Raw genomic sequence first — 22077 nt, forward strand, 5'->3', positions numbered from 1 at the left:
CGGAACAACGCAAAGCTAGCGATAGCACTCTGGAGTTGTCGAGTTCTTTCAATTTTGGCGAAAATTAAAACTAATTTGTGGTAAGGCCGGCAATCAGCGGCTGTGACGGTCCTGCCCTCTCAGCGCCCGGCCCCACTGGGCGCGGGGCTGGTCGGGGTCGGCGCGGCGCTGCCGAGCGTCGGCGCCGCGGTCGGGTCCGCCTCGACGCGGCGCTTCAGGATCATCAGGCCGAGCGTCGTGACGATGGTCCCGGCGACGATGGCCAGGACATAGGGGCCGAGCGGCGCCACCGCGTTGGGGATCGCCAGCACGAAGACGCCGCCGTGCGGCGCCCGCAACCCGCAGCCGAACCACATCGACAGGGCGCCGGCCACTGCTGACCCGGCCATGGCCGCGGGGATGACGCGCAACGGGTCCTTGGCGGCGAAGGGAATCGCCCCTTCCGTGATGAAGGCGAGGCCGAGCACGCCGGCGGCCTTCCCCGCCTCGCGCTCCTGCATCGTGAAGCGGCTGGGCACGACCATGGTGGCGAGCGCCAGCCCGAGCGGCGGCGTCATGCCCGCCGCCATCACCGCGGCCATCGGCGTGTAGGTGTTGGAGGCGAGAAGCCCGACCGCGAAGGTGTAGGCCGCCTTGTTGACCGGCCCGCCCATGTCCAGCGCCATCATGGCGCCGAGCAGCGCGCCCAGCGCCACCGCGTTGGCCCCGGTCATGCTCTGCAGGAAGGCCGTCAGCCCGTTCATGATCGCGGCGACCGGCGTCCCGATGACGTAGACCATCAGCAGACCGACCGCCAGCGTGCCCAGGAGCGGGATGATCAGCACCGGCTTCAGCCCCTCCAGAGTCTGCGGCAGCCGGATGGTGTCGCGCAGCCAGCGGGCGATGTAGCCGGCCAGGAATCCCGCCACGATGCCGCCCAGGAAGCCGGCGCCGATCTTGGCCGCCAGCATCCCGCCGATGAAGCCGGGGGCGAGGCCGGGCCGGTCGGCGATGGAATAGGCGATGTAGCCCGCCAGCACCGGCACCATCAGCCCGAAGGCCGCCTCCCCGCCGATCTGCATCAGCGCCGCCGGCAGGGTGCCCGGCTCCTTGAAGGCCTCGATGCCGAAGACGAAGGACAGGGCGATGAGCAGACCGCCGGCGACCACGAAGGGCAGCATGAAGGACACGCCGGTCAGCAGATGCTTGTAGGGGCCGGACTGCGCCTCCTTCGGACGCGCCTTGGCGCCCGACACCGCGTCGGCATAGGCCGGCGCGGCGCCGCCCCCCGTCGCGGCCGGGGCCGGCAGGGCGAGCGCCTCGTCGATCACGCGGGCGGGCTGTTTCAGCGCCTCCCCCACCGAGGTCTTGAGCAGGCGCTTGCCGGCGAAGCGGTCGGTGGCGACGTGGGTGTCGGCGCCGATGATGACGGCCTCGGCCTCGGCGATCTCCTCCTCGGTCAGCGCGTTCTTGGCGCCGACCGATCCCTGGGTCTCGACCTTGATGCGGTAGCCCTTGGCCTGCGCGGCCTGCTTCAGCGCCTCCGCCGCCATGAAGGTGTGCGCGATGCCGGTCGGGCAGGCGGTGATGGCGACCAGGAGGCCGGGACTGCGCACCGCCGTTGGGGTCGGCTTCGGAGCGGGGTGCGAAGCGGCGGTTTCGGGTTGCACACCGGGAGCATGGCCCAGGGCGTTGCCGATCACCGATTTGGTGTCGCGAATGGCGGCGGCGGTGGAGGTGCGCAGGATCGGTTTGCCGGCGAAGCGGGAATCGTCCACGGCGATGTCGGTGGCCAGGATCACCGCGTCGGCCGCCGCGATGTCGGCGGCGGAAAGCGGCGTCTGCACACCGTTCGACCCCTGGGTCTCCACCGCGATGGCGTGGCCCATCAGCGCGGCGGTGCGGCGCAGCGCCTCGGCCGCCATGACGGTGTGGGCGATCCCCGTCGGGCAGGCGGTCACAGCCACGAGCTTTGCCATCGCGATCCCTCCGGCGCTGAAAGCGCCTTACAGTTCTTCCACCCGCGCGTCTTCCACCCGAACGGCCCGCATCAGTTCAGCGAGCCGCTCCGGCGGCGGCAGTTCGGGGCCGAGGCGGGACAGCGTGCCGGCGGCGAAGGCGGTGCCGCGCCGCGCGCACTCCTCCAGCCCACCGCCCTCCAGACGGGCGGCCACGACCCCGGCGACCATCGCGTCCCCGGCGCCGACCGTGCTGGCGACCTCGACGGGCGGCGGCACGGCCAGCAGGGCGCGGCCACCTTCCACGAAGACCGCCCCTTCGGCCCCCAACGACACGACGACCAGCGCGATGCCGGACTCCGACAGCTCGCGGGCGGCGCGCATCACCTCGGCCCGATCCTTCAGCGGGCGGCCCAGCAGTTCGGCCAGCTCCGCCGCGTTGGGCTTCACCATGTCCGGGCGGGCGGCCACGGCGTGGCGCAGCGGCGGGCCGCTGGCGTCCACCACCACGAAGGCGCCGCGCCGGTGCAGGGCGGTGACCATCTCGGCATAGGCGGTGTCCGGCACGCCCGCCGGAACGCTGCCCGACAGGACGAAGGTCCGGTTGGTGACGGCGAGGTCGTCCACCACGGTCAGCAGCCCGCGCCAGCTTTCCGCCGGAACATGCAGGCCCGGCAGGTTGATGTCGGTGACGGAGCGCCCTTCCCGGTCCACCAGCTTGATGTTCACCCGGCTGCGGCCGGCCAAGCGCAGGCAGCGGTCGCGGATGCCGCGGCGGCGGAACAGCGTGTCGAAGACGGCGCTGTTCTCCTCGCCGAGAAAGCCGGTGGCGGTGACGGGGATGACGCCGCCGGCCAGGGACGCGCCGGCCAGGAAGGCGGCGACGTTGATGCCCTTGCCACCCGCCGTCCGCGTCTCGGCGACCGCCCGGTTGACCGCTCCGGCGGCGAAACCCGGCACGTCGAGCGTCTGGTCGATGGCGGCGTTCAGCGTCACGGTGACGACGCCGGGGTGTGGGGTGGACAGTGCGCTCATGACACGCCTCCGGCGTCGGCGAAACGGTGACGGACCAGTGCCCGAACCTCCGCCGCGTCGGCGCAGTCCAGCGCGTCGCGGGCCGTGCGCTCGGCGTCGGCCATGGCGATGGCGCGCAGCCGCGCCTTGACCGAGGGAACGGCGGGAATGGCCACGCTCAGCTCGGCGACGCCCAGCCCGGACAGCAGCACCGCCCCGGCCGGGTCGCCGGCCACGCCACCGCAGGCGCCGACCCAGATTCCGGCACGGCGGGCGGCGTCCACCGTGCGCTCCACCATGCGCAGGACGGCGGGGTGCAGCCCGTCGGCCTGCGGGGCCAGCACCGGGTGCAGCCGGTCCATCGCCAGCACATACTGAGTCAGGTCGTTGGTGCCGATGGAGAAGAAGGACACCTCCCGCGCCAGCCGGTCGGCCATCATCACGGCGGACGGCACCTCGATCATGATGCCGAGTTCGACCGGCGGCACGTCCAGTTCCCGCCGCACCGCCTCGGTGATCGCCTTGGCGCGCTCCAGCTCCGCCGGAGCGGCGATCATCGGGTACATGATGCGCACCGGCCCCTCCGCCGAGGCCCGCAGCATGGCGCGGAGCTGGGTGCGGAACAGGTCTTCCCGCTCGAAGCACAGGCGGATGCCGCGCACGCCCAGGAAGGGGTTGCCCTCCGCCGGCATGCGAAGATAGGGGACGTTCTTGTCGCCGCCGATGTCCAGCGTGCGCAGGATGATCGGCAGCCCGTTCATCGCCCGCACCATGGTCCGGTAGGCGACGAACTGCTCCTCCTCGTCCGGCGGCAGATCGCGCTGGAGGAACAGGAACTCGGTGCGCATCAGCCCGACGCCCTCGCCGCCCGCCTCCACGGCCTGCACCGCCTCCGCCGGATCGGAGATGTTGGCGGCGACCTCGACGCGCCGTCCGTCCGTGGTGATGGCCGGCTTGTAGCGGTCGAGCCGCTCGGCCTCGCGCCGCTCGCCCACCTTGATCCGGGCCTCGGCGGCACGTCCGCGGTCGCGCTCGCTGGGGTCGGCGACCAGCACGCCGCCGTCGCCGTCGAGGATCGCCGCGCGCCCGTTCTCCAAGTCGAGCACCGACGGCCCGGCGGCGACCACCGCGGGGATATCCAGCGAGCGCGCGATGATCGCCGTGTGGGAGGTGGCGCCGCCGCCCGCCGTGCACAGCCCCAGCACCTTGGCCGGGTCGAGCTTCGCCGTGTCGGACGGTTCCAGATCCTCGGCCAGCAGGATGACGGGGTGGTCCGGCAGCGCCGCCACGCTCTCCGTCACCACGGCGAGCAGCCGCAGCACGCGGCGTCCGACGTCGCTGAGGTCGGCGGCCCGCCCGGCCAGCAGCGGGTCGGCGAGCTGGGCCAGCGTGCCGGCGCGCTCCTCGTAGACCGCGCGCCACGCCCAGCCGGCGCTCTTGCCCTGGCCGATCAGGGCATGCGCCTCGGCGACCATCTCGGGATCGTCGAGAAGCTCCTGATGCGCCTTGAAAATGGCCGCCTTTGCGGCGCCGGCCTTCTTCCAGAACTCCTCATACAGGTTGCGCAGGTCGGCGGCGGCGGCGGCGAGCGCCTGATCGAGCCGGCGGTGCTGCGCCTCGGGATCGGGGGCGGTCTCGGCGACCGTCAGCTCCTCCCGCTGGAACTTCCAGACCGGGCCGGTGGAGACGCCGGGGGAGGCGGAGATGCCGGCGATCACGCGCCCGTCGTAATCGAGATCGGCCGGAACGGTCCGCGGCGCCGCCTCCTTCGCGGGCGCCGCCGCAGCAACAGGCTCGTCCAGCCCGGCATCAAAGGCGGCACGGATGGCCTGGAGTGCTGCCACCGCGTCCTCGCCCGACGCGGTGACGGTCAGCGGCTGGCCGCCCGACGCGCCGAGCCGCAGCAGGGAAATCAGGCTCTTGGCGTTGGCCGTGGCGCCGCCATGCCGGACGGCGATTTCGGCGCGGAAGCGCTTGGCGACCTCGACCAGCGCCGTCGCCGGGCGGGCGTGCAGGCCGTGGGGCGAGGGAGCGGTGACGTCTATGGAGTCCCCATCGATGGGAACCGCGACCGGCTCACTCGCGGGCGCCTCGCCGTTCAGCACGGCCATGATGGCGCACGGGTCGCCCGTGCTGCCCAGCCGTGCGGCCTCCGCCGGGTCGCCAAGCACGCCGGTCAGCCGTTGCAGCACGGCGATGTGCTCGTCCGACTTGGCGGCGATGCCGACGACCAGCCGCGCCGGCTCCCCGCCGCCCCAATCCACGCCCTGCGGGAACTGGACGACAACCACGCCGGTCCGCCGCACCAGATCACGCGCCTCGGGAAGCCCGTGGGGGATGGCGATGCCGCTGCCGAGATAGGTGCCGGACACCGCCTCGCGGCCCAGCATGCTGTCGATGTAGCCGGGCTCGATCAGGCCACTGTCGACCATCGCCCGCCCGGCGATGCGGATGGCCTCCGTCTTGTCCGGCGCCGAAAGCCCAAGGCGCACCTGCGATTCGGAGACCTGAAGCATCGCCCGTCCTCCCCCCGCGCGGAGTCCATGCGCGGGGCCGGACTCGTCCTTAGAGGAGGATAACGCATCAGTCGCAGTGGCGTTCCGGGACAGATTCGCGCAGGGTGCCAGCACCTCCCGCACCGCCGCCACCGCGCATGTTGGCCAGCATGCCGGTGACGCGGGCGACCAGCGCCGTCGTCTCGAAGGGCTTCTGCAGCACCTCGCAGCCGGGCTCCAGGATGCCGGTGCCGAGCGTGGCGTCGTAGGCATAGCCGGTCATGAACAGCACGCCCAGCTCCGGCCGCCGCTCCCGCACCGCCTCGGCGAGCTGCCGGCCGTTCATGCCGGGAAGCCCGACGTCGGTTACCACCAGATCGGCGCGCAGGCCGCCATCCAGCAGTTCCAGCGCCTCGGTCCCGTCCGACGCCTCGACAACGTCCAGACCGGCGTCCTCCAGCGCCTGAACCGCGACCATGCGGACCAGCGCCTCGTCCTCGACCAGCAGAACGGTTCCGGCGGTGTTGTCCGCCACACCATCCATCGCGCCGTCAGCGACCGGCGCCGCAGCGCCCCCCTGCGGGAGTCCAACGCTCTCCTCTCCGTCGCAGCGCGGCAGGTAGAGGCGCACGGCGGTGCCCCGCCCGGCTTCGCTGTCGATGCGCACCAGCCCGTGCGACTGGCTGACGAAGCCGTAGACCTGCGACAGGCCCAGCCCGGTCCCCTGCCCGATCGGCTTGGTGGTGAAGAACGGGTCGAAGGCGCGCTTGATGATGTCGGGCGGCATGCCCATGCCGGTGTCGGCGACGGTCAGGACCACATAGTCGCCGGGTGCCGCCCCGGAGGCGTCGCCCGCCACGTCGGCCGCCGTCAGACGGGCGTTGGCCGCGGTGATGGTGATGCGCCCGCCGTCCGGCATGGCGTCGCGGGCGTTGACCACCAGATTCAGGAGAGCGATCTCCAGCTGGTTGGAATCGCACCACGCCGCCCAGACGTCGGGCGGGCAGTCGGTCGCGATGGACACCTGCTCGCCCACCGTGCGGCGCAGCAGGTCCTCCATCCCCTCGACCAGAACGCAGGGCTCCGTCGCGTCGGGGCGCAGCGGCTGCCGCCGGGCGAAGGCGAGCAGGCGCTGCGTCAGCCCGGCGGCGCGGGTCGCCCCGACCTTGGCGTGGCTGGCGTAGTCGCGCAGGTCGCCCCGCTCCGCCGTGTCCAGACGGGACAGCAGCAGATCCAGGTTGCCGGAGATCGCCGTCAGCAGATTGTTGAAATCGTGGGCGATGCCTCCGGTGAGCTGGCCCAGCGCGTCCATCTTCTGGGAATGGCGCAGCGCCTCCTCGGCCCGCTCGCGCTCCGCCTCGGCGCGCAGCCGGGCGGAAACGTCGACCACGGCGGCCATGGTGCGCAGGAAACCGCCCCACCCGTCGCGCTCGATCCGGGCGGAGACCAGAACGTCGGCGATCTCCCCCGACCGCTTGACCAAGCGGTAGGGCATGTCCTGGAAGGCGCCGAGCCGCAGCAGCTCCGGCCAGCGATGCTCCCGATGCTCCCGCGCGACGTCCGGCGGCATGAAGTCGGCGATGTTGCGGCCGAGCACCTGCCCCCGCCCTTCGTACCCCATGAACTCCAGCCAGCGGTCGCTGACGCTCAGCAGCCGGCCCTCGGCGTCCAGTGAGTGCAGCGGCACCGGCGTCTTGGTGTAGAGCGCGCTGAGGTCGGCCTGGGCGCGCTGGCGCTCCGCCACCTCGCCCAGCAGCCGGCGGTTGGCGGCCACCAGCTCCGCCGTGCGCTCGGCCACCTGCCGCTCCAGATCCTCGCGGGCGTCGGCCTGGGCCGCGCGGGCCTTCACCGCGTCGTCGATGTCGGTGCAGGTGCCGAACCAGCGGGTGATCCGCCCGTCGCCGTCGCGCAGCGGCACCGCCCGCCCAAGGAACCAGCGGTAGCGGCCCTCGGCGCCGCGCAGCCGGTACTCGACCTCGTAGGAGCCGCCGGACCGCACCGCGCTGGTCCACAGGGCGGCGGTCCGCGCCCGGTCGTCCGGATGGACCACCTCCATCCAGGCGGTGCCGGTCATCGCTTCCGGCCGGGTGCCGGTGTAGGCGAACCAATGCAGGTTGTAGTAGTCGGGGAGACCGTCGGGCGGAGCCGACCAGACGAGCTGCGGCATGCTTTCCGCAATGGCGCGGAACTTGGCCTCGCTGTCGCGCAGCGCGATTTCCGAGGCGCGGCGGTCGGTGATGTCGCGCACCACCACCGAATAAGCGGCCGGCGCGCCCGTGGCGTCGCGCGCCACGGTCAGCACGGTGGAGCCGAAGAAGCGCCGCCCGTCGCGCGCCGCGTGGATCCATTCGACCTCGCAGCGCTCCTTCTCCGTCACACTGGCCAGAAGGCCGCGGATGTTCTCCGCGCAGCGTTCCTCCGGCGCGAAGAGCAGGGACAGCGGATGCCCCAGCGCCTCTTCCTCGGTGTAGCCGAACAGGCGGCGGCTGCCCTCGTTCCACGAGGTGATGCGGCCCTCCGGATCCAGCGTGACGATGGCGTAGTCGCGGATGTCGTCGATGGCCTGCCGCAGCCGGCGCAGATTCTCCTCGGCCAGCCGCCGCTCGGCCAGGGTGCGCGCCTCGACGATCGCCCGCTCCACCGCCGCGGGCAGGTGGGCCAGCCGCTGCTTCAGCACATAGTCGCGCGCGCCCAACTTCAGCGCCGACACCGCCGTCTCCTCCCCCATGCGGCCCGAGAGGAACAGGAAGGGGGTTTCCGGAGCGCGGGCCTTGGCGATGCCCAGCGCCTCCAGCCCGTCGAAGTCGGGCAGCGAGAAGTCGGCCAGGATCAGGTCGAAGCGCCGCCCGTCCGCCGCCGCCTTGACCAGCGCCGCCTCGAAGGCCGCGCGGGTGTCCACGCGGGTCACGTCGCAGGAGATTCCCGCCTTGCGCAGGCGTGCGCAGGCCAGCTCGCAGTCCAGCGGGCTGTCTTCCAGATGCAGGATGGTCACCGCCGAGGGCATTGCGGAGGGCATTCCGTCAGGCGCCTTTTCCCGCGGGCGGGGTTCCGGCCGGGCGGCGGGCGCAGCCGACCGGGGGTTCGTTCAGGATCGCCCAGAAGGCGCCCAGGTCGCGGATCGCCTGGAAGAAGGCCTTGAAGTCCACCGGCTTCACCACGAAGGCGTTCACGCCCAGCTTGTAGCTGCGCACGAGGTCGCTCTCCTCGCGCGACGCGGTGAGCATCACGATGGGGACGTGCCGGGTCTCGGGGTCGTTCTTGACCCGCTCCAGAACCTCCAGCCCGTCGATCTTGGGCAGCTTGAGGTCGAGCAGGACGACGGCGGGAAGCTGGGTCGGCTTGCCCGTCTCCGGGTCGCGCCGGGTCAGCATGCCCAGGGCCTCCTCGCCGTCGCGGGCGACGATCACGTCGTTGGCGAGCTGGCATTTCTCCAGCGCCGCCAGGGTCAGCTCCAGGTCCCGCGGGTTGTCTTCGACCAGCAGGATGGGTTTCAGGTCACTCATCGAGGTCTCGCAGATCGGGTTTCGCCGCCCCGGCCTTCGGCAGCGTGAAGTAGAAGATGGCCCCCTTGTCGAGCCGCCCATCGGCCCAGGTCCGTCCGCCATGGCGGTCCACGGCGCGGCGCACATTGGCCAGACCGATGCCGATGCCTTCAAACTCCTCGTTGCGGTGCAGCCGTTGGAACACCCCGAACAGCTTCTTCTCGTAAGCCTGGTTGAAACCGACCCCGTTGTCCCTGACGAAGAAGAGGGTTTCGGTGGGTCGGTCCTCGCAACCCACGGCGATGCGCGCCGGTTCCCGGTTGCGGGAATATTTGATGGCGTTCGACAAAAGATTCTGCAGAACCAGCCGCATCATCACGGGATCGCCGCGCACCGTGGGCAACGGGGCGATGTCCCACTCGATGGCCCGCCCGGCGGTGTCGGGGGCCAGCGTCTCCCGCACCTCCGCCACCAGATCGTTCATGTTCACCGAGACGGGGGTCAGCTCGCTGCGCCCCATCTGGGAGAAGTGCAGCAGATTGTCCACCAGGGTGCCGGCGCTGTTGGCCGCGTCCACGATGACGTTCAGATAGCGCTTTCCGGTGTCGCTCAACCGGTCCGATTCCAGCTCCTGCAACAGCTCGGCGTAGCCGACGATGTGGCGGAACGGCGCGCGCAGGTCGTGGGAGACGGAGTAGGAGAAGGACTCCAGCTCCTTGTTGGAGCGCGCCAGCTCCCGCGACAGGGCGGCCAGTTCCTCCGCCTTGCGCAGGACGATGCCGATGACGGCGTGGCGCAGCGCCGCGGCGGTGTCGCGCTCCGCCGCGGTCCAGGGCAGCGCACGGTGACGCACCGTCTCCTTCCACGTCTCGAAGGAGGCGCGCGGGCTCAGGCCCACCCCGTCGCGGTCGAGCGGCTTGCGCGGGTCGCCGCCCCAGCGGACGGTGCGCACCACCTCGGGCCGGAACCACAGCACGTAGCTGGCGTGCAGCTTCGACACGGCAATGGCCAGCAGTCCCGCCGCCTTGCCCTCGAAGCCGGCGGCAGCCGGGTAGAGAGCGGGCAGGCTGTCGGTCTCGAACTGCTCCGGCTCGCCCTGGCTGGCCAGCCAGTCCACGAGGTCGCGCACCTGCTCTTCCGTCGGGGTGTCGCCGACCAGCGTGCAGCGCCGTTCGAAGACGACGGCGGCCCCGCTGGCGTTGGCGAAGCGCAGCAGGTCGTCGGGATGCTCGGTCAGGCCGGCGATGAAGGGGTCGGCCTGGGCCATGGCGGCGAGCAGCCGCGCCTGGATGGATTGCAGGGCGATGCGGTGCTCCGCGTCGCGCCGGTCCTCCACCGCGGCGATGCGCACCGACAGGATCTGGGCGATCAGGTCGCAGGCCGAGCGCACGGCGTAGGACACCGCCTTCGGCTCGTGGTGGTGGCAGGAGACCAACCCCCACAGGGCGCCATGCAGCAGGATCGACACCGACATGGAGGAGGCGGTTTCCATGTTCCGCATGTACTGGACATGCACCGGCGACACGCTGCGCAGGACGGAGAAGCTGAGGTCGAGCGGCGGCGCGCCATCGGGGACCGGGGACAGCGCGACCAGGGGCACCGGGGCGTAGCCGGCGTCGGGGATCAGCCGCTGGCGGTTCAGCCGGTACAGCTCGCGCGCCTGGGTGGGAATGTCGGAGGCGGGGAAGCGCAGGTCCATGTAGGAGGGCAGCCGCCCGTTCCCGTCCTCCGCCACCACCGTGCCGTGCCAGTCGGCGTCGAAGCGGTAGATCAGCACGCGGTCGAAGCCGGTCAACGCCCGGACCTCCCGCGCGGCGCAGCTCAGAAGGTCCGCTGGCGCGTTCAGCGCATCCAGCCGCTCCAGCGCTTCGCGCATGCGCGGGTAGACGTGGTCGAGGAGGTTGGTCTCCAACCCGTCCAGCCGCTCCAGCTCCAGGATCACCACGCGGTTGCCCGCCGCATCATTGACGGCATGGGCGAGAAGCTGGTGACGGCCGGCACCGGGCAGGTCGGTCAAGATGACCGGCACCGGGCGGGAGGGAACCGGACCGGCGGCGAGGAAGGAGCGCACGGCGGTGGCGATCTGCGGGTGCAGCGCCTGGTCCAGCGGCTGACCCAACGCCTGCGCCAGCGGCAGGGACAGCGCCGGCGCGGCGTTGGCGCTGGCTTGGATCAGGGTGTCGCCGGCGTCGCTTCCGGAGAAGGCCAACAGGATGCCGTGGGGCTGGATGCTGCCGGGGCGATGGATCGGTTCCCGGCTGCAGGCGTCGAGGTCCAAATCACCAACGGTCATGGCGCTGATCCTCGCGGCAGCGTTCACTCCGAAACCAAAGACAATCCAATAGGTCGCTCCTTAATGCCCTGCTCGCCGTCCGGTCTATTCGATGATTCCAGATAATGTCGAATGTTTGACGTGGCGGGCATCTCTTTGGTTATCAACGGTGGGGAACTGAGACAATACCACTTCAGAACAAGGGCATAAGCGATTGGTCATATGGATTGCCTTTCGCTGCGCGCAACGTGGGAAGAAGGGGTAGGACAGGATACGGGATGTCGCCCGGGGCGGATCCACGCGGTTGGAACTTTTCGACCGGATCGCGTAAAATTCGCTCCGGAGCTTCGGGCGGAACCGGAACGGGTCCGGCGGACGGAAGGCGGGCAGGGGTGCATCGGAACGGAATCGACGCCGCGCGGCTGGGCGCCGCGCGCTGCAGCAGCTGCGCCATCCGGGACCTCGTCCTGTTCGGCGACCTGCGCGACCAGGATTTCGACCTGATCCACATCCCCATCGACGAACTGCGCTTCCAGCCCGGCGCCACGCTCTACAGCGCCGGGGACGAGGGCGGCTCCCTCTACACGATCCGCGGCGGTCTGGTGAAGCTGGTCCAGTTCCTCCCCGACGGCACGCAGCGCATCGTCCGGCTGCTCCGCCAGGGCGCGGTCGCCGGGCTTGAGGTTCTGGTCGGCAAGCCCTACGAGCACACCGCCGTCGTGCTCCAGGAAGCCGAGACCTGCCGCCTGCCCCGCGCGGTGGTCGAGCGGCTGAGCAAGGAGACGCCGCGCCTGCACGGCCGCCTGATGGAACGCTGGTACCAATCCCTGCACCAGGCCGACGAGTGGCTGACCGAGCTGTCCACCGGCAGCGCCCGGCGGCGGCTGGCCCGCCTGTTCCTGAAGCTCGCCGCCGACGCCCCGGACGAACCGGTCCTGTTGTCGGGCCGCGAGGATCTGGGCGCCATGCTCGGCGTCGGCATGGAGACGGCCAGCCGCACCATCGCCGAGTTCAAGCGCGCGGGCTTGGTCGTCGAGCAGGCGCCGAACGTCTTCGCCTGCGACCTGCCGGCGCTGGAGGCGGTGGCGCTGGACGGTTGAGCGGCGGCGTCCCCACCCTACCCCTGATCCCATTCCCGTCGAAGCAAAGGCTCATGCGTCCGAACGGCGCGATGCGATGCCCCGGTTTTGCGCGGAGGCCTCGAATCCATGGCGCACGCCACGACTTTCATGGAATTGGTTGCGTATGAATGCAATCGCAAAGAATTGAATGTTCAGATTCAATACAAATACACGATATGCTCTTGAGCACTTGCACAACCGATACTAAGATACACTCGGGTATGCAGGAGGGGTGCATGACGGGCCTGGTGCACGAGCGACCGGGACGCGTCGCGCACACGAACGCAGCCTTGGCGGTTTGTCCCCGGCGGCAGCCGGACCAAGCCCGGCCGGTGCCGCGCCCCGGCCGGCGGAGCGCCGCCAGCCACCTCTCCTCGATCGAACCGGCCCGGACGGGCCGGAGGCCGCCGTCCCGCCGCGACGGACCGGCCGGCGTCATCGGGTGGAGGCCATCCAGGACCGCAGTGACCCTCATTCCCTTCTGAAAGGATCATCGAGAATGAACGACAACAGCGAACGCCTCCCGTCCGTGCCGCCGGCGAACCTGGACCTCTCCTTCATCAACGCGCGGCTCGAGACGGCCGGCTACACGGCGGAGCAGGCCACGGAATTGGTCGAGGCCTACCGCCAGTTCCTCGTCGTCGTGGCGGCGAAGCCGAACCTGATCCTGGTGCCGACGAAGGCGGCGGACGCGGCGTGGCACGAGCACATCCTGTTCATGGACCGCTACGAGGCGGACATGAAGCGGCTGGTCGGCGCCCGCGTCCATCACCATCCGGACGCTCCCGACGCCGCCGCCTGGCAGAAGGCCGTCGCCAACACGCAGGACGCCTTCCGGACGACGCTCGGCGTGGAGCTGCGGACGGAGGAGCTCGCCGGCTGCTATCTCACGGTCGAGGCGGCCTGAGCGTCATACCATCGTATTGACCGTTGCATGATGCCGGCGGTTTTCTGCTAAATTCATTCCAACGGCAGTGCATTGCACGCCCCTCGACCGGCGCCCCAGGCCCTGGTCGGGGGGCGCTCCGTCAACCCCGCGGTGAAGGGAGGAATGAGTGATGTCCGATCTCGTCCATGACCTCTCCAGCCGCGCCCGGGACATGAACGCGGCGCTCACCGTCTTCGACAAGAGCGACACGCTGCTGGCGACCAACGACAAGCAGAAGACGATCTATCCCTTCATCGACTTCTCGCGCTCGGTGACGTTCCGCGACATCGTGTGGGAGTGCGTGAAGCACAAGAAATTCAGCTCGGACACCATCTATTCCGACCCGGCGCGGTGGATCGGCTACGCCGAGGACCTCCGCCGCTTCAACCGGTTCTGGCAGTCCTTCACGCTCCACTCCGACGGGCGGGTCATCCAGATCACCTACGAGCGGTTGGACGACACGGACGGCTGGTGGTACCAGATCCGGCGCGACGTCACCAGCAACGTCCAGGACAGCGTCCGGGGCGGCTACGACAGCCTGATTTCCCTGAACGGCGGCAGCGTGCTGCCGCAGTCCGGCCGGCCCTCCTTCGTCGTCCGGCTTCTCGACGCCCTGCCCTACCCGGCGGCGCTGCTGACGCCGCGCTGCCAGATCATCGACGGCAACGCGTCCTTCGCCTCGATCCTGTCGCGGGGCGACGCGCTGTCCGTGGTCGGCGGCCGGCTGTGCATCCCCGACGCCCCGACCGAGCAGGCGGAGCTTTCCAAGCGGGCCGCCGGCTTCTTCCGCCGCCGCACCCGCACGCCGATCACGCTGCGCGTGTCGCGCCTGGACCAGCCGGCGCCCTATTTCGCCACCCTGTCGGAGCCACCGGCCCAGAGCGTCGGCGGTGGCGGTCCGATGAACGGCATCCTGCTTCTGACCCTCGTCGATCCGGAGGTGATGCCCGACGTCTCGGCGCGCACCGTCGCCGAGCTTCTCCAGATCACCGGCTCGGAGGCCGAGATCGCGCTGGCCCTGTGCAGCGGGCGGAGCGTCGACGAGATCGCCGAGGATCGCGGGGTGGAGCGGCGCACCGTCTACAATCAGGTCTCGTCCATCCTGGGCAAGACGGGGCTGCGCAACCAGGCGGGAATCGTCCGGCAGGTGACGACGATCTGCTGGCATTTCGGGTCGCGCGCCTGATCGAATCCGGGTATGGTGCCCGACGCATCGCCGGCCGCGCGAATACCTGGATATGAACGCACTCTTGTGCATACATATGGCGGACGTCCGGCGCGGTTCCGGCTCCGCTCTGGCTGGAGGCCATGACGGAGGCAGGGGCGTCTGATTCTCCCACTCCCCGGCAACCGCCCTGCAGCGTCCCGCACCATGCCTCTGCCCGCCCCTCTCCGCCTGCTCCTGACCGCTCTGGCCATCGTGGCCGGCGTCGCGGGCCCCGCTTTTTCAGCCGCTGCGGGGACCTTGCGGGCCAGCCTGTCCGACGATCTGACGACCATCGACCCGTTCGCCTTTCCCGGGCTGATCTCGTCCGGCGTCCTGCGGCAGGTCTATGAGGGCTTCACCGCCATCGACGCCGCCGGCAACGCCGTTCCGGCGCTGGCCACCCAGTGGGAGACGCCGGACGGCGGGCGGACCTGGCGCTTCACCCTGCGCCCGGACGTGCGCTTCCATTCGGGACGCCCCTTCACGGCCGCCGATGTGCTGTGGACCTGGGAACAGCATCTGACGCGCAAGCCGCAGCCCGGCTACAGCGCCTTCTACCTGCGCGGCGTCGAGGGGGCCGCGGCGCTGCAGCAGGGGACCGCCGCCGCGCTGTCCGGCGTCGCCATTCCCGGCCCCCACACGCTCGTCGTGCGGCTGACCGAACCCGACGCGCTGTTCCCGCTCTACCCGTTCCTGTTCGTCGACCGCGGGATGGCGGACGAGTTCGGGCCGGCGTGGCACGAGCGGACGTCCGGCGGCACCGGGCCGTTCCGCCTCACCTCGTGGCGGCGCGGCGAGTCCGTGCGCCTGGAGGCCCACGCCGGCTATTGGGACGGCGCGCCCGCCGTGGACGCGGTGTCGCTGGCGGTGCTGCCCGACACCAACACGATGCTGGCGCGCTACGACGCCGGGGAGCTCGACGTTGCGCCGCTTCCCGACAACGCCGTGCGCACCGTGGTCCGCCAGCCGCGCTACGACGGGCAGGTCGCCGCCTTTGCCCGCGCGCAGGTGCGCTATCTCGCGCTGAACCAGGATCTGTACCCGCCCTTCCGCGACCGCCGTGTGCGCGAGGCGGTCGGCCTCGCCCTGGACCGCGTCGCCACGGTGAACGGTCTCCACGCCGGGCGGGCGCTGCTGACCGACGGCTTCGTCACGCCGGGCCTGGGGGGCTACCAGCCCGACGCGCCGCCGCCGCCGCCGGCCGATCCGGGCCGGGCCAAGGCGCTGCTGGCGGAAGCCGGCCATGCCGGGGGGCGCGGCCTGCCGCCGCTCCAGATCGCCGGCGGCCCCAACGTGCGGGAGGAGGCGACCTATTTCGCCGCCCAGCTCACCGCCGTTCTGGGAATACCGGTCGGCGTGCGCATCCAGGAGCGGGCGGCCTTCGTGGCGGCGATCAACGAGGGGCGCGAGGCGCTGTTCATCAACGGCTGGACGGCGGATTTCCCCGATCCCATGGACCAGCTCGCCAGCCAATGGCACAGCGCCAGCCCGACCAACCGCACCCACTGGCGCAACCCGGACTTCGACCGGCTCATGGAGCGGGCGCGCGGCCTCGCCGACCCGGCCGCGCGCAACGCGCTCTACCGGGACGCCGAGGCCCTGCTCCGCGAGCAGGCCGTGGCGCTGCCTCTGCCGGTGCCGCAGTTCGTGGCGCTGGTGCGGCCGGGCGTGTCCGGGCTGGTCATCCGGCCCGACGGCACGACCGACTACCACGCCGCCCGGTTGCCATGACGGAACGCCGGCCCAGCCGCCTTGCGCTCTGGCGACTGGGCGAGCGACTGGCCCGGCGTCTGCCGGGGCTGCTGATTCTGGCCGGAGCCGCCGTGCTGGCGAGCTTTCTCGCCTCCCACGCGCTTCCCGGCGACCCGGTGATGCTGATGGTCGACGGGCGGGCCGCCGACCCGGAGATGATCCGCCGGCTGCGGGAAGAAGCCGGGCTGGACCAGCCTCTGGCCGTTCAATTCCTGTCCTACGCGCTGGACCTGCTGCGCGGCGACCTCGGCCACTCGCTGCGCTACAGCGGCGTCCCGGTGACGGCGCTGCTGGGCGACGCCCTGCCGGTAACGCTCGGTCTGATAGCGGGCGCCGCGGCGCTCGCCCTGCCCCTCGGCCTCGCGCTGGGCCTCGCCGCCGCCGACGTCCGGCGGGCGTGGCCGGGCACGGCCCTGACCATCGGGTCGGTGCTCGCCCTGTCGGTGCCGCCGCTGGCGCTGGCGACGTGGCTGATGCTGGCAGGGTCCGGCACAGCGCCCTGGGCAGTGGCGGCGCTCGCCCTGCCGGCGGCGGCGGTGGTCGCCCGCCTGACGCGGACCCAACTGATGGAGGTGCTGGAGCGCGACTTCATCCGCACCGCCCGGGCCAAGGGGCTGGGGCGGCCCGCCGTCCTGCTGCGCCACGCCCTGCCCAACGCCCTGGTGCCACTGGCGGCGGCGGTCGGATCGGTGGCCGGAACGATCCTCACCGCCACGGCGGCGGTGGAGAGCGTCTTCGCCCTGCCTGGAATCGGGCGGCTGACCGTCCAGGCGGTGCTGGCGCGCGACCACACGGTGGCCGGGGCCGCCGTTCTGGTCTTCGTCCTGCTGCAGGTCGCCATCAGCCTGATCGCCGAGCTGCTGATCGGCCTCGCCGATCCCCGGCTGCGCGCCGATGGCGAGGCGCCGTGAGACTGGCGGCCTCATGCTCCGGACGCGCCGGCCTGCTGCTCAGCGCGGCGCTGGCGGTGCCGCTGGCCATCGCCGTCCTTTTCCTGCCGCTCGACCCGTCCACCATGGACCTCGGGCAGGCCTGGACCGGGCCGTCCGCCGCCCACCCGCTGGGCTGCGACGGGCTGGGCCGCGACGTCGCCGCCCGGCTGATCGCCGGGACGGGAACCTCCTTCGCCATCGCCGGGCTGGCGCTCGCCCTGGCGGTGGCGCTGGGCGCCGCGTCGGGCGGGGTCGCGGGGTGGATCGGCGGGCGCACGGACGCCGTGGTCCTGCGGCTCGCCGACCTCCTGCACGGCTTTCCCGAGCTGTCGCTCGCCATCGTCGCGGCCGCGCTGCTGGGCCCGGGGACGGAGGCCATGGTGCTGACGCTCGCCCTGGCGGCGTGGCCCTCGCAGGTCCGCTGGTGCCGGGCGCTGGCCCTGTCGAACCGGACCGCCGAGCATGTCCGCGCCGCCGCCGCCCTCGGCGCGGGGCCGCGGCACACGATCGGCCGCCATCTCCTGCCGGCGGTCGCCGGGCCGGTCGCCATCCGCGCCGCCCTGTCCATCGGTCCCGTCATGGTGGCGGAGGCGACGCTGAGCGGCCTGGGACTGGGCATCCAGGAGCCGGCGGTGTCGCTGGGCACCCTGATCCGCGACGGGCTGGCCGACCTGCGCGAGGCCCCCCACCTGATTGCCGCGACGACGGTCACCGTCGCCGCCATCGCGCTGGCCGTCAACCTGCTGGCCGAAGGGCTGCGCGAGGGCCTCGACCCGCGACGGCGTTAAGGGCGCGCGGCGGCCCCGCGCTCGTACCAACCGCGAGTCCGCTTCACGATCCGGACCACCGACAGCATCACCGGCACCTCCACCAGCACGCCGACCACGGTGGCCAGCGCGGCGCCGGAGCCCAGACCGAACAGGCTGATGGCGGCCGCCACCGCCAGCTCGAAGAAGTTCGACGCTCCGATCAGGGCCGCCGGAGCGGCGACGCACCAAGCCACGCCGAACCGGCGTGACAGCCAGTAGGCCAGCCCCGCGTTGAAATAGACCTGGATCAGGATCGGCACGGCCAGCAGCAGAATGACCAGCGGCTGCGCCAGGATCGCCTCGCCCTGGAAGCCGAACAGCAGGACCAGCGTGGTCAGCAGGGCGAGAAGCGACAGCGGCTGAAGCACGCCCAGCGTCCGATTCAACGCCCCCTCCCCGCCCGAGGCCAGCAGGGCGCGCCGCCAGAGCTGGGCCGCCGCCACCGGGATGACGATGTAGAGCAGCACCGACAGCAGCAGCGTGCCCCACGGCACGGTGATCGAGGCGACGCCGAGCAGCAGCCCGACCAGCGGCGCGAAGGCGAAGACCATGATGAGGTCGTTCAGCGCCACCTGGCTCAGCGTGTAGTGCGGCTCCCCCTCGCACAGGTTTGACCAGACGAAGACCATGGCCGTGCAGGGCGCGGCGGCCAGCAGGATCAGCCCGGCGATGTAGGAGGGAATCTGGTCCTGCGGCAGCAGCGGCGCGAACAGATGGCCGATGAACAGGCTGCCCAGGAGCGCCATGGAGAAGGGCTTGACCGCCCAATTAATGAACAGCGTCACGCCGACGCCACGCCAATGCTCCCGCACCCGGCCCAGCGCGCCGAGGTCGATCTTCAGCAGCATCGGCACGATCATCAGCCAAATCAGCACCGCCATCGGCAGGTTGACCTGGGCCAGTTCCGCCGCCGCGATCGCCCGGAACAGGCCCGGCGCCACGGAGCCGAGCGCGATGCCCGCGACGATGCACAGGGCCACCCAGACGCTGAGATAGCGCTCGAACAGGCCCATCGCCGGACGGGGGGCCGGCTCCCGATGAACGTCCGCGGTCATGCCGGGCCATCCGCGCGCCGGGCCTGGCCGATGGGCCGTCCGGAACTGTCCACCACCGCCTCGCCGTCCTCCTTGGCGAAGGCGCCGCGCTGCCGGCCGGGAAGGATGTCCAGGACCAATTCGGACGGGCGGCACAGCCGCACGCCGAGCGGCGTCACCACGATCGGCCGGTTGATGAGGATGGGATGGGCGATCATGGCATCGAGAATCCGGTCGTCATCGAGCGCCGGGTCGTCGAGGCCGAGGTCCGCGTAGGGTGTGCCCTTCTCGCGCAGAACGGCGCGCACCGGCACGCCCATGCGTTGGATGAGATCGGCGAGGTCCTGGCGGCTCGGCGGCGTCTTCAGATACTCGACGATAACCGGCTCGACGCCGCTGTTGCGGATCAGGGCCAGCGTGTTGCGCGAGGTGCCGCAATCCGGGTTGTGGTAGATGGTGATGGCGGTCATGGGAATGTCCGACAGGGCCGTTGAGGCCCCTATATTTCCATATTTGCCAAAATATGGAAGAGTGGATTTGTGGAGGACCGGCTGCGCCCTTGCTGGCGGGGTGCCCGTCCGATAGGCTGCGCGCCATGGACGACAAGGATGTCATCGCCGGGCTGGGAGCGCTGGCGCAGGAACACCGGCTGGCCGCGTTCCGGGAGCTGGTGCAGCAGGGGCCGGACGGTCTGCCGGCGGGCGTTCTGGCGGAGCGGCTGGGTCTCGCCCCGGCGACCCTGTCGTTCCACCTCTCGCAATTGAGCAACGCCGGGCTCGTCGCGTCGCGCCGCCAGGGCCGGCTGATCATCTACAGCGTCGATGTCGAACGCTTTCAGGCGCTGCTCGGCTTTCTGACCGAGAATTGCTGCCAGGGGAACGCGGACCTCTGCCGGCCGCGTCCCGGCGGCTGCGCGCCCGAAGGCGACTGAGGCGCCGTCAGCGTCGCTGCAGCGCCATGGTGTAGCGGAAGCCGGCGCCCGGATGGGTGTTCACGGCGATCTCCACCAGACGCCCGTCGTCGGTGAAATAGCGCCGGGTGATGACAAGGATCGGCGACTGCGGCGGGACATGCAGGCGCGAGGCGACGTTCAGGCTGGCGGGGGCGGCCTCGATGTCCTGCATCACCTCGGCGATGCGGACGCCGTAGCGCTGCTCGAGCACCGTGTAGATGGCGTACTGCACCACCTCCAGGTTGCGCACCACGTCGGAAAAGGCGGCGTCGATGTAGACCTCGACGTAGGAGAAGGGCTCCGACGTCTCGCGGGTGCGGCGCAGCGCGCTGACGCGGAACCATTGCGTGTCCGGACGGCAGCCCAGCCGGCCCGCCAGCTCCTCCTCCACGATGATGCGGTCCACCGAGAGGATTTCCAGCCGGGTCGAGGTGGCATACTGGACCAGCTCGTCCAGGGAGCTGATCGAGTTGACGAAGCGTCCGTCGGCGCGGCGCGCCGCCAGGACCGATCCCGATCCCTGGCGGCGCAGGATGTAGCCCATCTCCTGAAGCCGGCGCAGCGCCTCGCGCACCGTATGGCGGCTGACGGCGAAGCGGCTGCACAGCTCCTGCTCGGTCGGCAGGCGGTCGCCGACGGCGTAGGCGCCGGCGTCGATCTCCTCCAGCAGGGTGCGGACGATCTCCTGGTAGAGCGGGGTCTCCCCCCGCTCCACCGCGCCATCCGTTCCGCTGGTTTCCTTCAGGCTGTCCGCTTCTTCCGACATCGCATCCCTCATGATGCCGGAAGATGGACGAGGCGGGGCGCCGATGCAACCGGCGTACGAGGATGATCCGCGAGGGACGGCTTACTTCAGCAGGACCAGCGACAGGGCCGGGAAGGCGTTGATGACGAGCAGGGCCACGACCCGCATCCCGTAGAAGGGCAGCACCCCCTTCACGATGGAATGGAGCGGCATCTTGGTGATGCGGCTCATCACGAACAGGTTCAGGCCGACCGGCGGCGTCAGGGTCGCCACCTCCACCAGCGCGGTCATGATGACGGCGAAGTGGATCAGGTCCACCCCCACGGCGTGCGCCATCGGGAACAGGATCGGCGCCAGCAGAACGATCATCGACACGCCGTCCAGGAACATGCCGATGACGAGCAGCAGCAGATTGACCGCCAGCAGGAACTCGAAGGGGGAGACCTGCGCCTCCTTCAGCATCGCGGTCAGCTCGGCGGACAGGCCGAGGCGGGTCAGCACCGCGGTCAGCAGGCCGGAGCCGAGCAGCACGCCGTAGATCATCACGGTCTGGAGCACCGACTCCCGCGCCGTCTCCCACACCGCGGCGAGGTTGGCGGTGCGGTAGACCACCGTCACCAGGATCACCGCGTAGATGGCGGCCAGCGCCGACACCTCGGTCGGGGTGAACCAGCCCATGTAGATCGTGCCGATGATGAGCACCGGCATCATCAGCGCCCCGGCGGCACCCGGCAGACGCTGGCCGAAGCCCTTCCAGTCCGGACGCTCCCCGACATGGCCGTAGCCCTTGAGCCGGCTGACGATCAGCGTGGTGAGGCCGAGCAGGAACGCCTCGAACAGGCCGGGCACGATGCCGGCGATGAACAGGTCGGTGATCGGCAGGCCGACGATGGAGCCGATCAGGATGAAGGTCAGCGACGGCGGGATCATCAGGCCCAGCGTGCCGCAGACCGCCACCAGAGAGGCGGCGAAGCGGGGCGGGTAACCCTCCTTCGGCATCAGCTTCACCGCCGCCGGGCCGAGTGCCACGGCGCAGGCCACCGAGGAGCCGTTGACCGCCGCGAAGAACACGCTGGACATGGCCAGCGCCAGGGCGATGCCGCCGCGGAAGTAGCGGATGATCGTCCCGACCAGCTCCAGGATGACCAGCGCGAGGTTGCCGCGCGACATCAGGTTGCCGGCGAAGATGAAGAACGGGATGCAGACCAGCGCGTATTTGTCCACGGAGTCCCAGGCCATCTGCGCGACCAGGACGACCGGGATGTTGAAGTTGAAGGTCAGCAGGCCGACCGCGATGACGCCCAGCGCCAGCGCGATGTGCACGCCCGCCGCCACGAAGAACAGCAGGCTGACGACGGCGATGATGGTGGTCATGGTGTTTCCTCCCCTGTTTCAGC

At 70.9% G+C, this 22077-nt stretch carries 17 protein-coding genes; 7 read left to right on the plus strand and 10 right to left on the minus strand.

What is annotated here, in order from left to right:
- Positions 1-119: 119 nt before the first annotated feature.
- The 6 genes from ACWPN5_RS08200 to ACWPN5_RS08225 all read right to left on the minus strand — a co-directional run bounded on the left by ACWPN5_RS08200 (position 120) and on the right by ACWPN5_RS08225 (position 11221).
- Positions 120-1958 carry a PTS fructose-like transporter subunit IIB gene (locus ACWPN5_RS08200; protein WP_492295147.1) on the minus strand — a complete coding sequence of 613 codons (1839 nt, stop codon included), beginning with the start codon at positions 1956-1958 and terminating at the stop codon, positions 120-122.
- A 27-nt stretch (positions 1959-1985) separates the two neighbouring features.
- On the minus strand, positions 1986-2972 hold the full coding sequence (pfkB, locus tag ACWPN5_RS08205) for a 1-phosphofructokinase (protein ID WP_492295148.1): 987 nt from the start codon (positions 2970-2972) through the stop codon (positions 1986-1988).
- Positions 2969-5467, minus strand: a complete 2499-nt coding sequence (gene ptsP, locus ACWPN5_RS08210) for a phosphoenolpyruvate--protein phosphotransferase (RefSeq protein ID WP_492295149.1) — start codon at positions 5465-5467, stop codon at positions 2969-2971. Before ptsP ends, pfkB begins: the two co-directional genes overlap by 4 nt.
- Positions 5468-5534: 67 nt before the next feature.
- Entirely contained in the window at positions 5535-8462 is a 2928-nt protein-coding gene (locus tag ACWPN5_RS08215) for a PAS domain S-box protein (RefSeq protein ID WP_492295150.1), read from the minus strand.
- A 4-nt stretch (positions 8463-8466) separates the two neighbouring features.
- Entirely contained in the window at positions 8467-8949 is a 483-nt protein-coding gene (locus ACWPN5_RS08220) for a response regulator (protein WP_200478240.1), read from the minus strand.
- The gene (locus ACWPN5_RS08225; protein ID WP_492295151.1) at positions 8942-11221 is read right to left on the minus strand and encodes an ATP-binding protein; all 2280 of its coding nucleotides are present in this window, start codon (positions 11219-11221) and stop codon (positions 8942-8944) included. Before ACWPN5_RS08225 ends, ACWPN5_RS08220 begins: the two co-directional genes overlap by 8 nt.
- Before the next feature lie 371 nt (positions 11222-11592).
- Here ACWPN5_RS08225 and ACWPN5_RS08230 point away from each other — a divergent pair, with 371 nt between their 5' ends.
- The 6 genes from ACWPN5_RS08230 (at position 11593) to ACWPN5_RS08255 (ending at position 17928) form a co-directional block, all read left to right on the plus strand.
- Positions 11593-12300 carry a Crp/Fnr family transcriptional regulator gene (locus tag ACWPN5_RS08230; protein ID WP_145687137.1) on the plus strand — a complete coding sequence of 236 codons (708 nt, stop codon included), beginning with the start codon at positions 11593-11595 and terminating at the stop codon, positions 12298-12300.
- A gap of 520 nt (positions 12301-12820) precedes the next feature.
- Positions 12821-13228: a glycine-rich domain-containing protein gene (locus tag ACWPN5_RS08235; RefSeq protein WP_492295152.1), complete on the plus strand. Its 408-nt coding sequence runs from the start codon at positions 12821-12823 to the stop codon at positions 13226-13228.
- 151 nt (positions 13229-13379) lie between these two features.
- The gene (locus tag ACWPN5_RS08240; protein WP_145687133.1) at positions 13380-14435 is read left to right on the plus strand and encodes a helix-turn-helix transcriptional regulator; all 1056 of its coding nucleotides are present in this window, start codon (positions 13380-13382) and stop codon (positions 14433-14435) included.
- A gap of 186 nt (positions 14436-14621) precedes the next feature.
- A complete protein-coding gene (locus ACWPN5_RS08245; protein ID WP_492295153.1) occupies positions 14622-16187 on the plus strand; it encodes an ABC transporter substrate-binding protein in 1566 nt (521 codons plus the stop codon).
- Positions 16184-17119: an ABC transporter permease gene (locus ACWPN5_RS08250; protein ID WP_492295154.1), complete on the plus strand. Its 936-nt coding sequence runs from the start codon at positions 16184-16186 to the stop codon at positions 17117-17119. Before ACWPN5_RS08245 ends, ACWPN5_RS08250 begins: the two co-directional genes overlap by 4 nt.
- On the plus strand, positions 17116-17928 hold the full coding sequence (locus ACWPN5_RS08255; RefSeq protein WP_145687128.1) for an ABC transporter permease: 813 nt from the start codon (positions 17116-17118) through the stop codon (positions 17926-17928). The genes ACWPN5_RS08250 and ACWPN5_RS08255 overlap by 4 nt, the downstream gene beginning before the upstream one ends.
- Here the strand turns inward: ACWPN5_RS08255 and arsB are convergent.
- Both arsB and arsC read right to left on the minus strand, forming a co-directional pair.
- Positions 17925-19004 (minus strand): ACR3 family arsenite efflux transporter, encoded by a 1080-nt coding sequence (arsB, locus tag ACWPN5_RS08260; RefSeq protein ID WP_492295155.1) that lies wholly within the window; start codon positions 19002-19004, stop codon positions 17925-17927. The genes ACWPN5_RS08255 and arsB overlap by 4 nt on opposite strands.
- Positions 19001-19453 (minus strand): arsenate reductase (glutaredoxin), encoded by a 453-nt coding sequence (gene arsC, locus ACWPN5_RS08265; RefSeq protein ID WP_492295156.1) that lies wholly within the window; start codon positions 19451-19453, stop codon positions 19001-19003. The genes arsB and arsC overlap by 4 nt, the downstream gene beginning before the upstream one ends.
- A gap of 125 nt (positions 19454-19578) precedes the next feature.
- On the opposite strand from arsC, the gene ACWPN5_RS08270 reads away from it, so the two are divergent.
- Positions 19579-19914: an ArsR/SmtB family transcription factor gene (locus ACWPN5_RS08270; RefSeq protein WP_492295157.1), complete on the plus strand. Its 336-nt coding sequence runs from the start codon at positions 19579-19581 to the stop codon at positions 19912-19914.
- A 7-nt stretch (positions 19915-19921) separates the two neighbouring features.
- Here ACWPN5_RS08270 and ACWPN5_RS08275 read toward each other — a convergent pair whose 3' ends face one another.
- Positions 19922-20701 carry a GntR family transcriptional regulator gene (locus ACWPN5_RS08275; protein ID WP_492295158.1) on the minus strand — a complete coding sequence of 260 codons (780 nt, stop codon included), beginning with the start codon at positions 20699-20701 and terminating at the stop codon, positions 19922-19924.
- 81 nt (positions 20702-20782) lie between these two features.
- Positions 20783-22054, minus strand: coding sequence for a TRAP transporter large permease (locus ACWPN5_RS08280; RefSeq protein ID WP_492295159.1), 1272 nt, complete (start codon positions 22052-22054; stop codon positions 20783-20785).
- Between the last annotated feature and the right edge of the window lie 23 nt (positions 22055-22077).

The organism is Azospirillum sp. UENF 211521, from assembly GCF_058780535.1.

Coding starts and splice junctions, on each gene's coding strand:
- pfkB (WP_492295148.1), bottom strand. CDS start 2,972: ATGAGCGCACTGTCCACCCCACACCCCGGCGTCGTCACCGTGACGCTG.
- ACWPN5_RS08200 (WP_492295147.1), bottom strand. CDS start 1,958: ATGGCAAAGCTCGTGGCTGTGACCGCCTGCCCGACGGGGATCGCCCAC.
- ACWPN5_RS08245 (WP_492295153.1), top strand. CDS start 14,622: ATGCCTCTGCCCGCCCCTCTCCGCCTGCTCCTGACCGCTCTGGCCATC.
- ACWPN5_RS08275 (WP_492295158.1), bottom strand. CDS start 20,701: ATGTCGGAAGAAGCGGACAGCCTGAAGGAAACCAGCGGAACGGATGGC.
- ACWPN5_RS08215 (WP_492295150.1), bottom strand. CDS start 8,462: ATGCCCTCCGCAATGCCCTCGGCGGTGACCATCCTGCATCTGGAAGAC.
- ACWPN5_RS08225 (WP_492295151.1), bottom strand. CDS start 11,221: ATGACCGTTGGTGATTTGGACCTCGACGCCTGCAGCCGGGAACCGATC.
- arsB (WP_492295155.1), bottom strand. CDS start 19,004: ATGACCGCGGACGTTCATCGGGAGCCGGCCCCCCGTCCGGCGATGGGC.
- ACWPN5_RS08270 (WP_492295157.1), top strand. CDS start 19,579: ATGGACGACAAGGATGTCATCGCCGGGCTGGGAGCGCTGGCGCAGGAA.
- ACWPN5_RS08240 (WP_145687133.1), top strand. CDS start 13,380: ATGTCCGATCTCGTCCATGACCTCTCCAGCCGCGCCCGGGACATGAAC.
- arsC (WP_492295156.1), bottom strand. CDS start 19,453: ATGACCGCCATCACCATCTACCACAACCCGGATTGCGGCACCTCGCGC.
- ACWPN5_RS08235 (WP_492295152.1), top strand. CDS start 12,821: ATGAACGACAACAGCGAACGCCTCCCGTCCGTGCCGCCGGCGAACCTG.
- ACWPN5_RS08250 (WP_492295154.1), top strand. CDS start 16,184: ATGACGGAACGCCGGCCCAGCCGCCTTGCGCTCTGGCGACTGGGCGAG.
- ACWPN5_RS08280 (WP_492295159.1), bottom strand. CDS start 22,054: ATGACCACCATCATCGCCGTCGTCAGCCTGCTGTTCTTCGTGGCGGCG.
- ptsP (WP_492295149.1), bottom strand. CDS start 5,467: ATGCTTCAGGTCTCCGAATCGCAGGTGCGCCTTGGGCTTTCGGCGCCG.
- ACWPN5_RS08220 (WP_200478240.1), bottom strand. CDS start 8,949: ATGAGTGACCTGAAACCCATCCTGCTGGTCGAAGACAACCCGCGGGAC.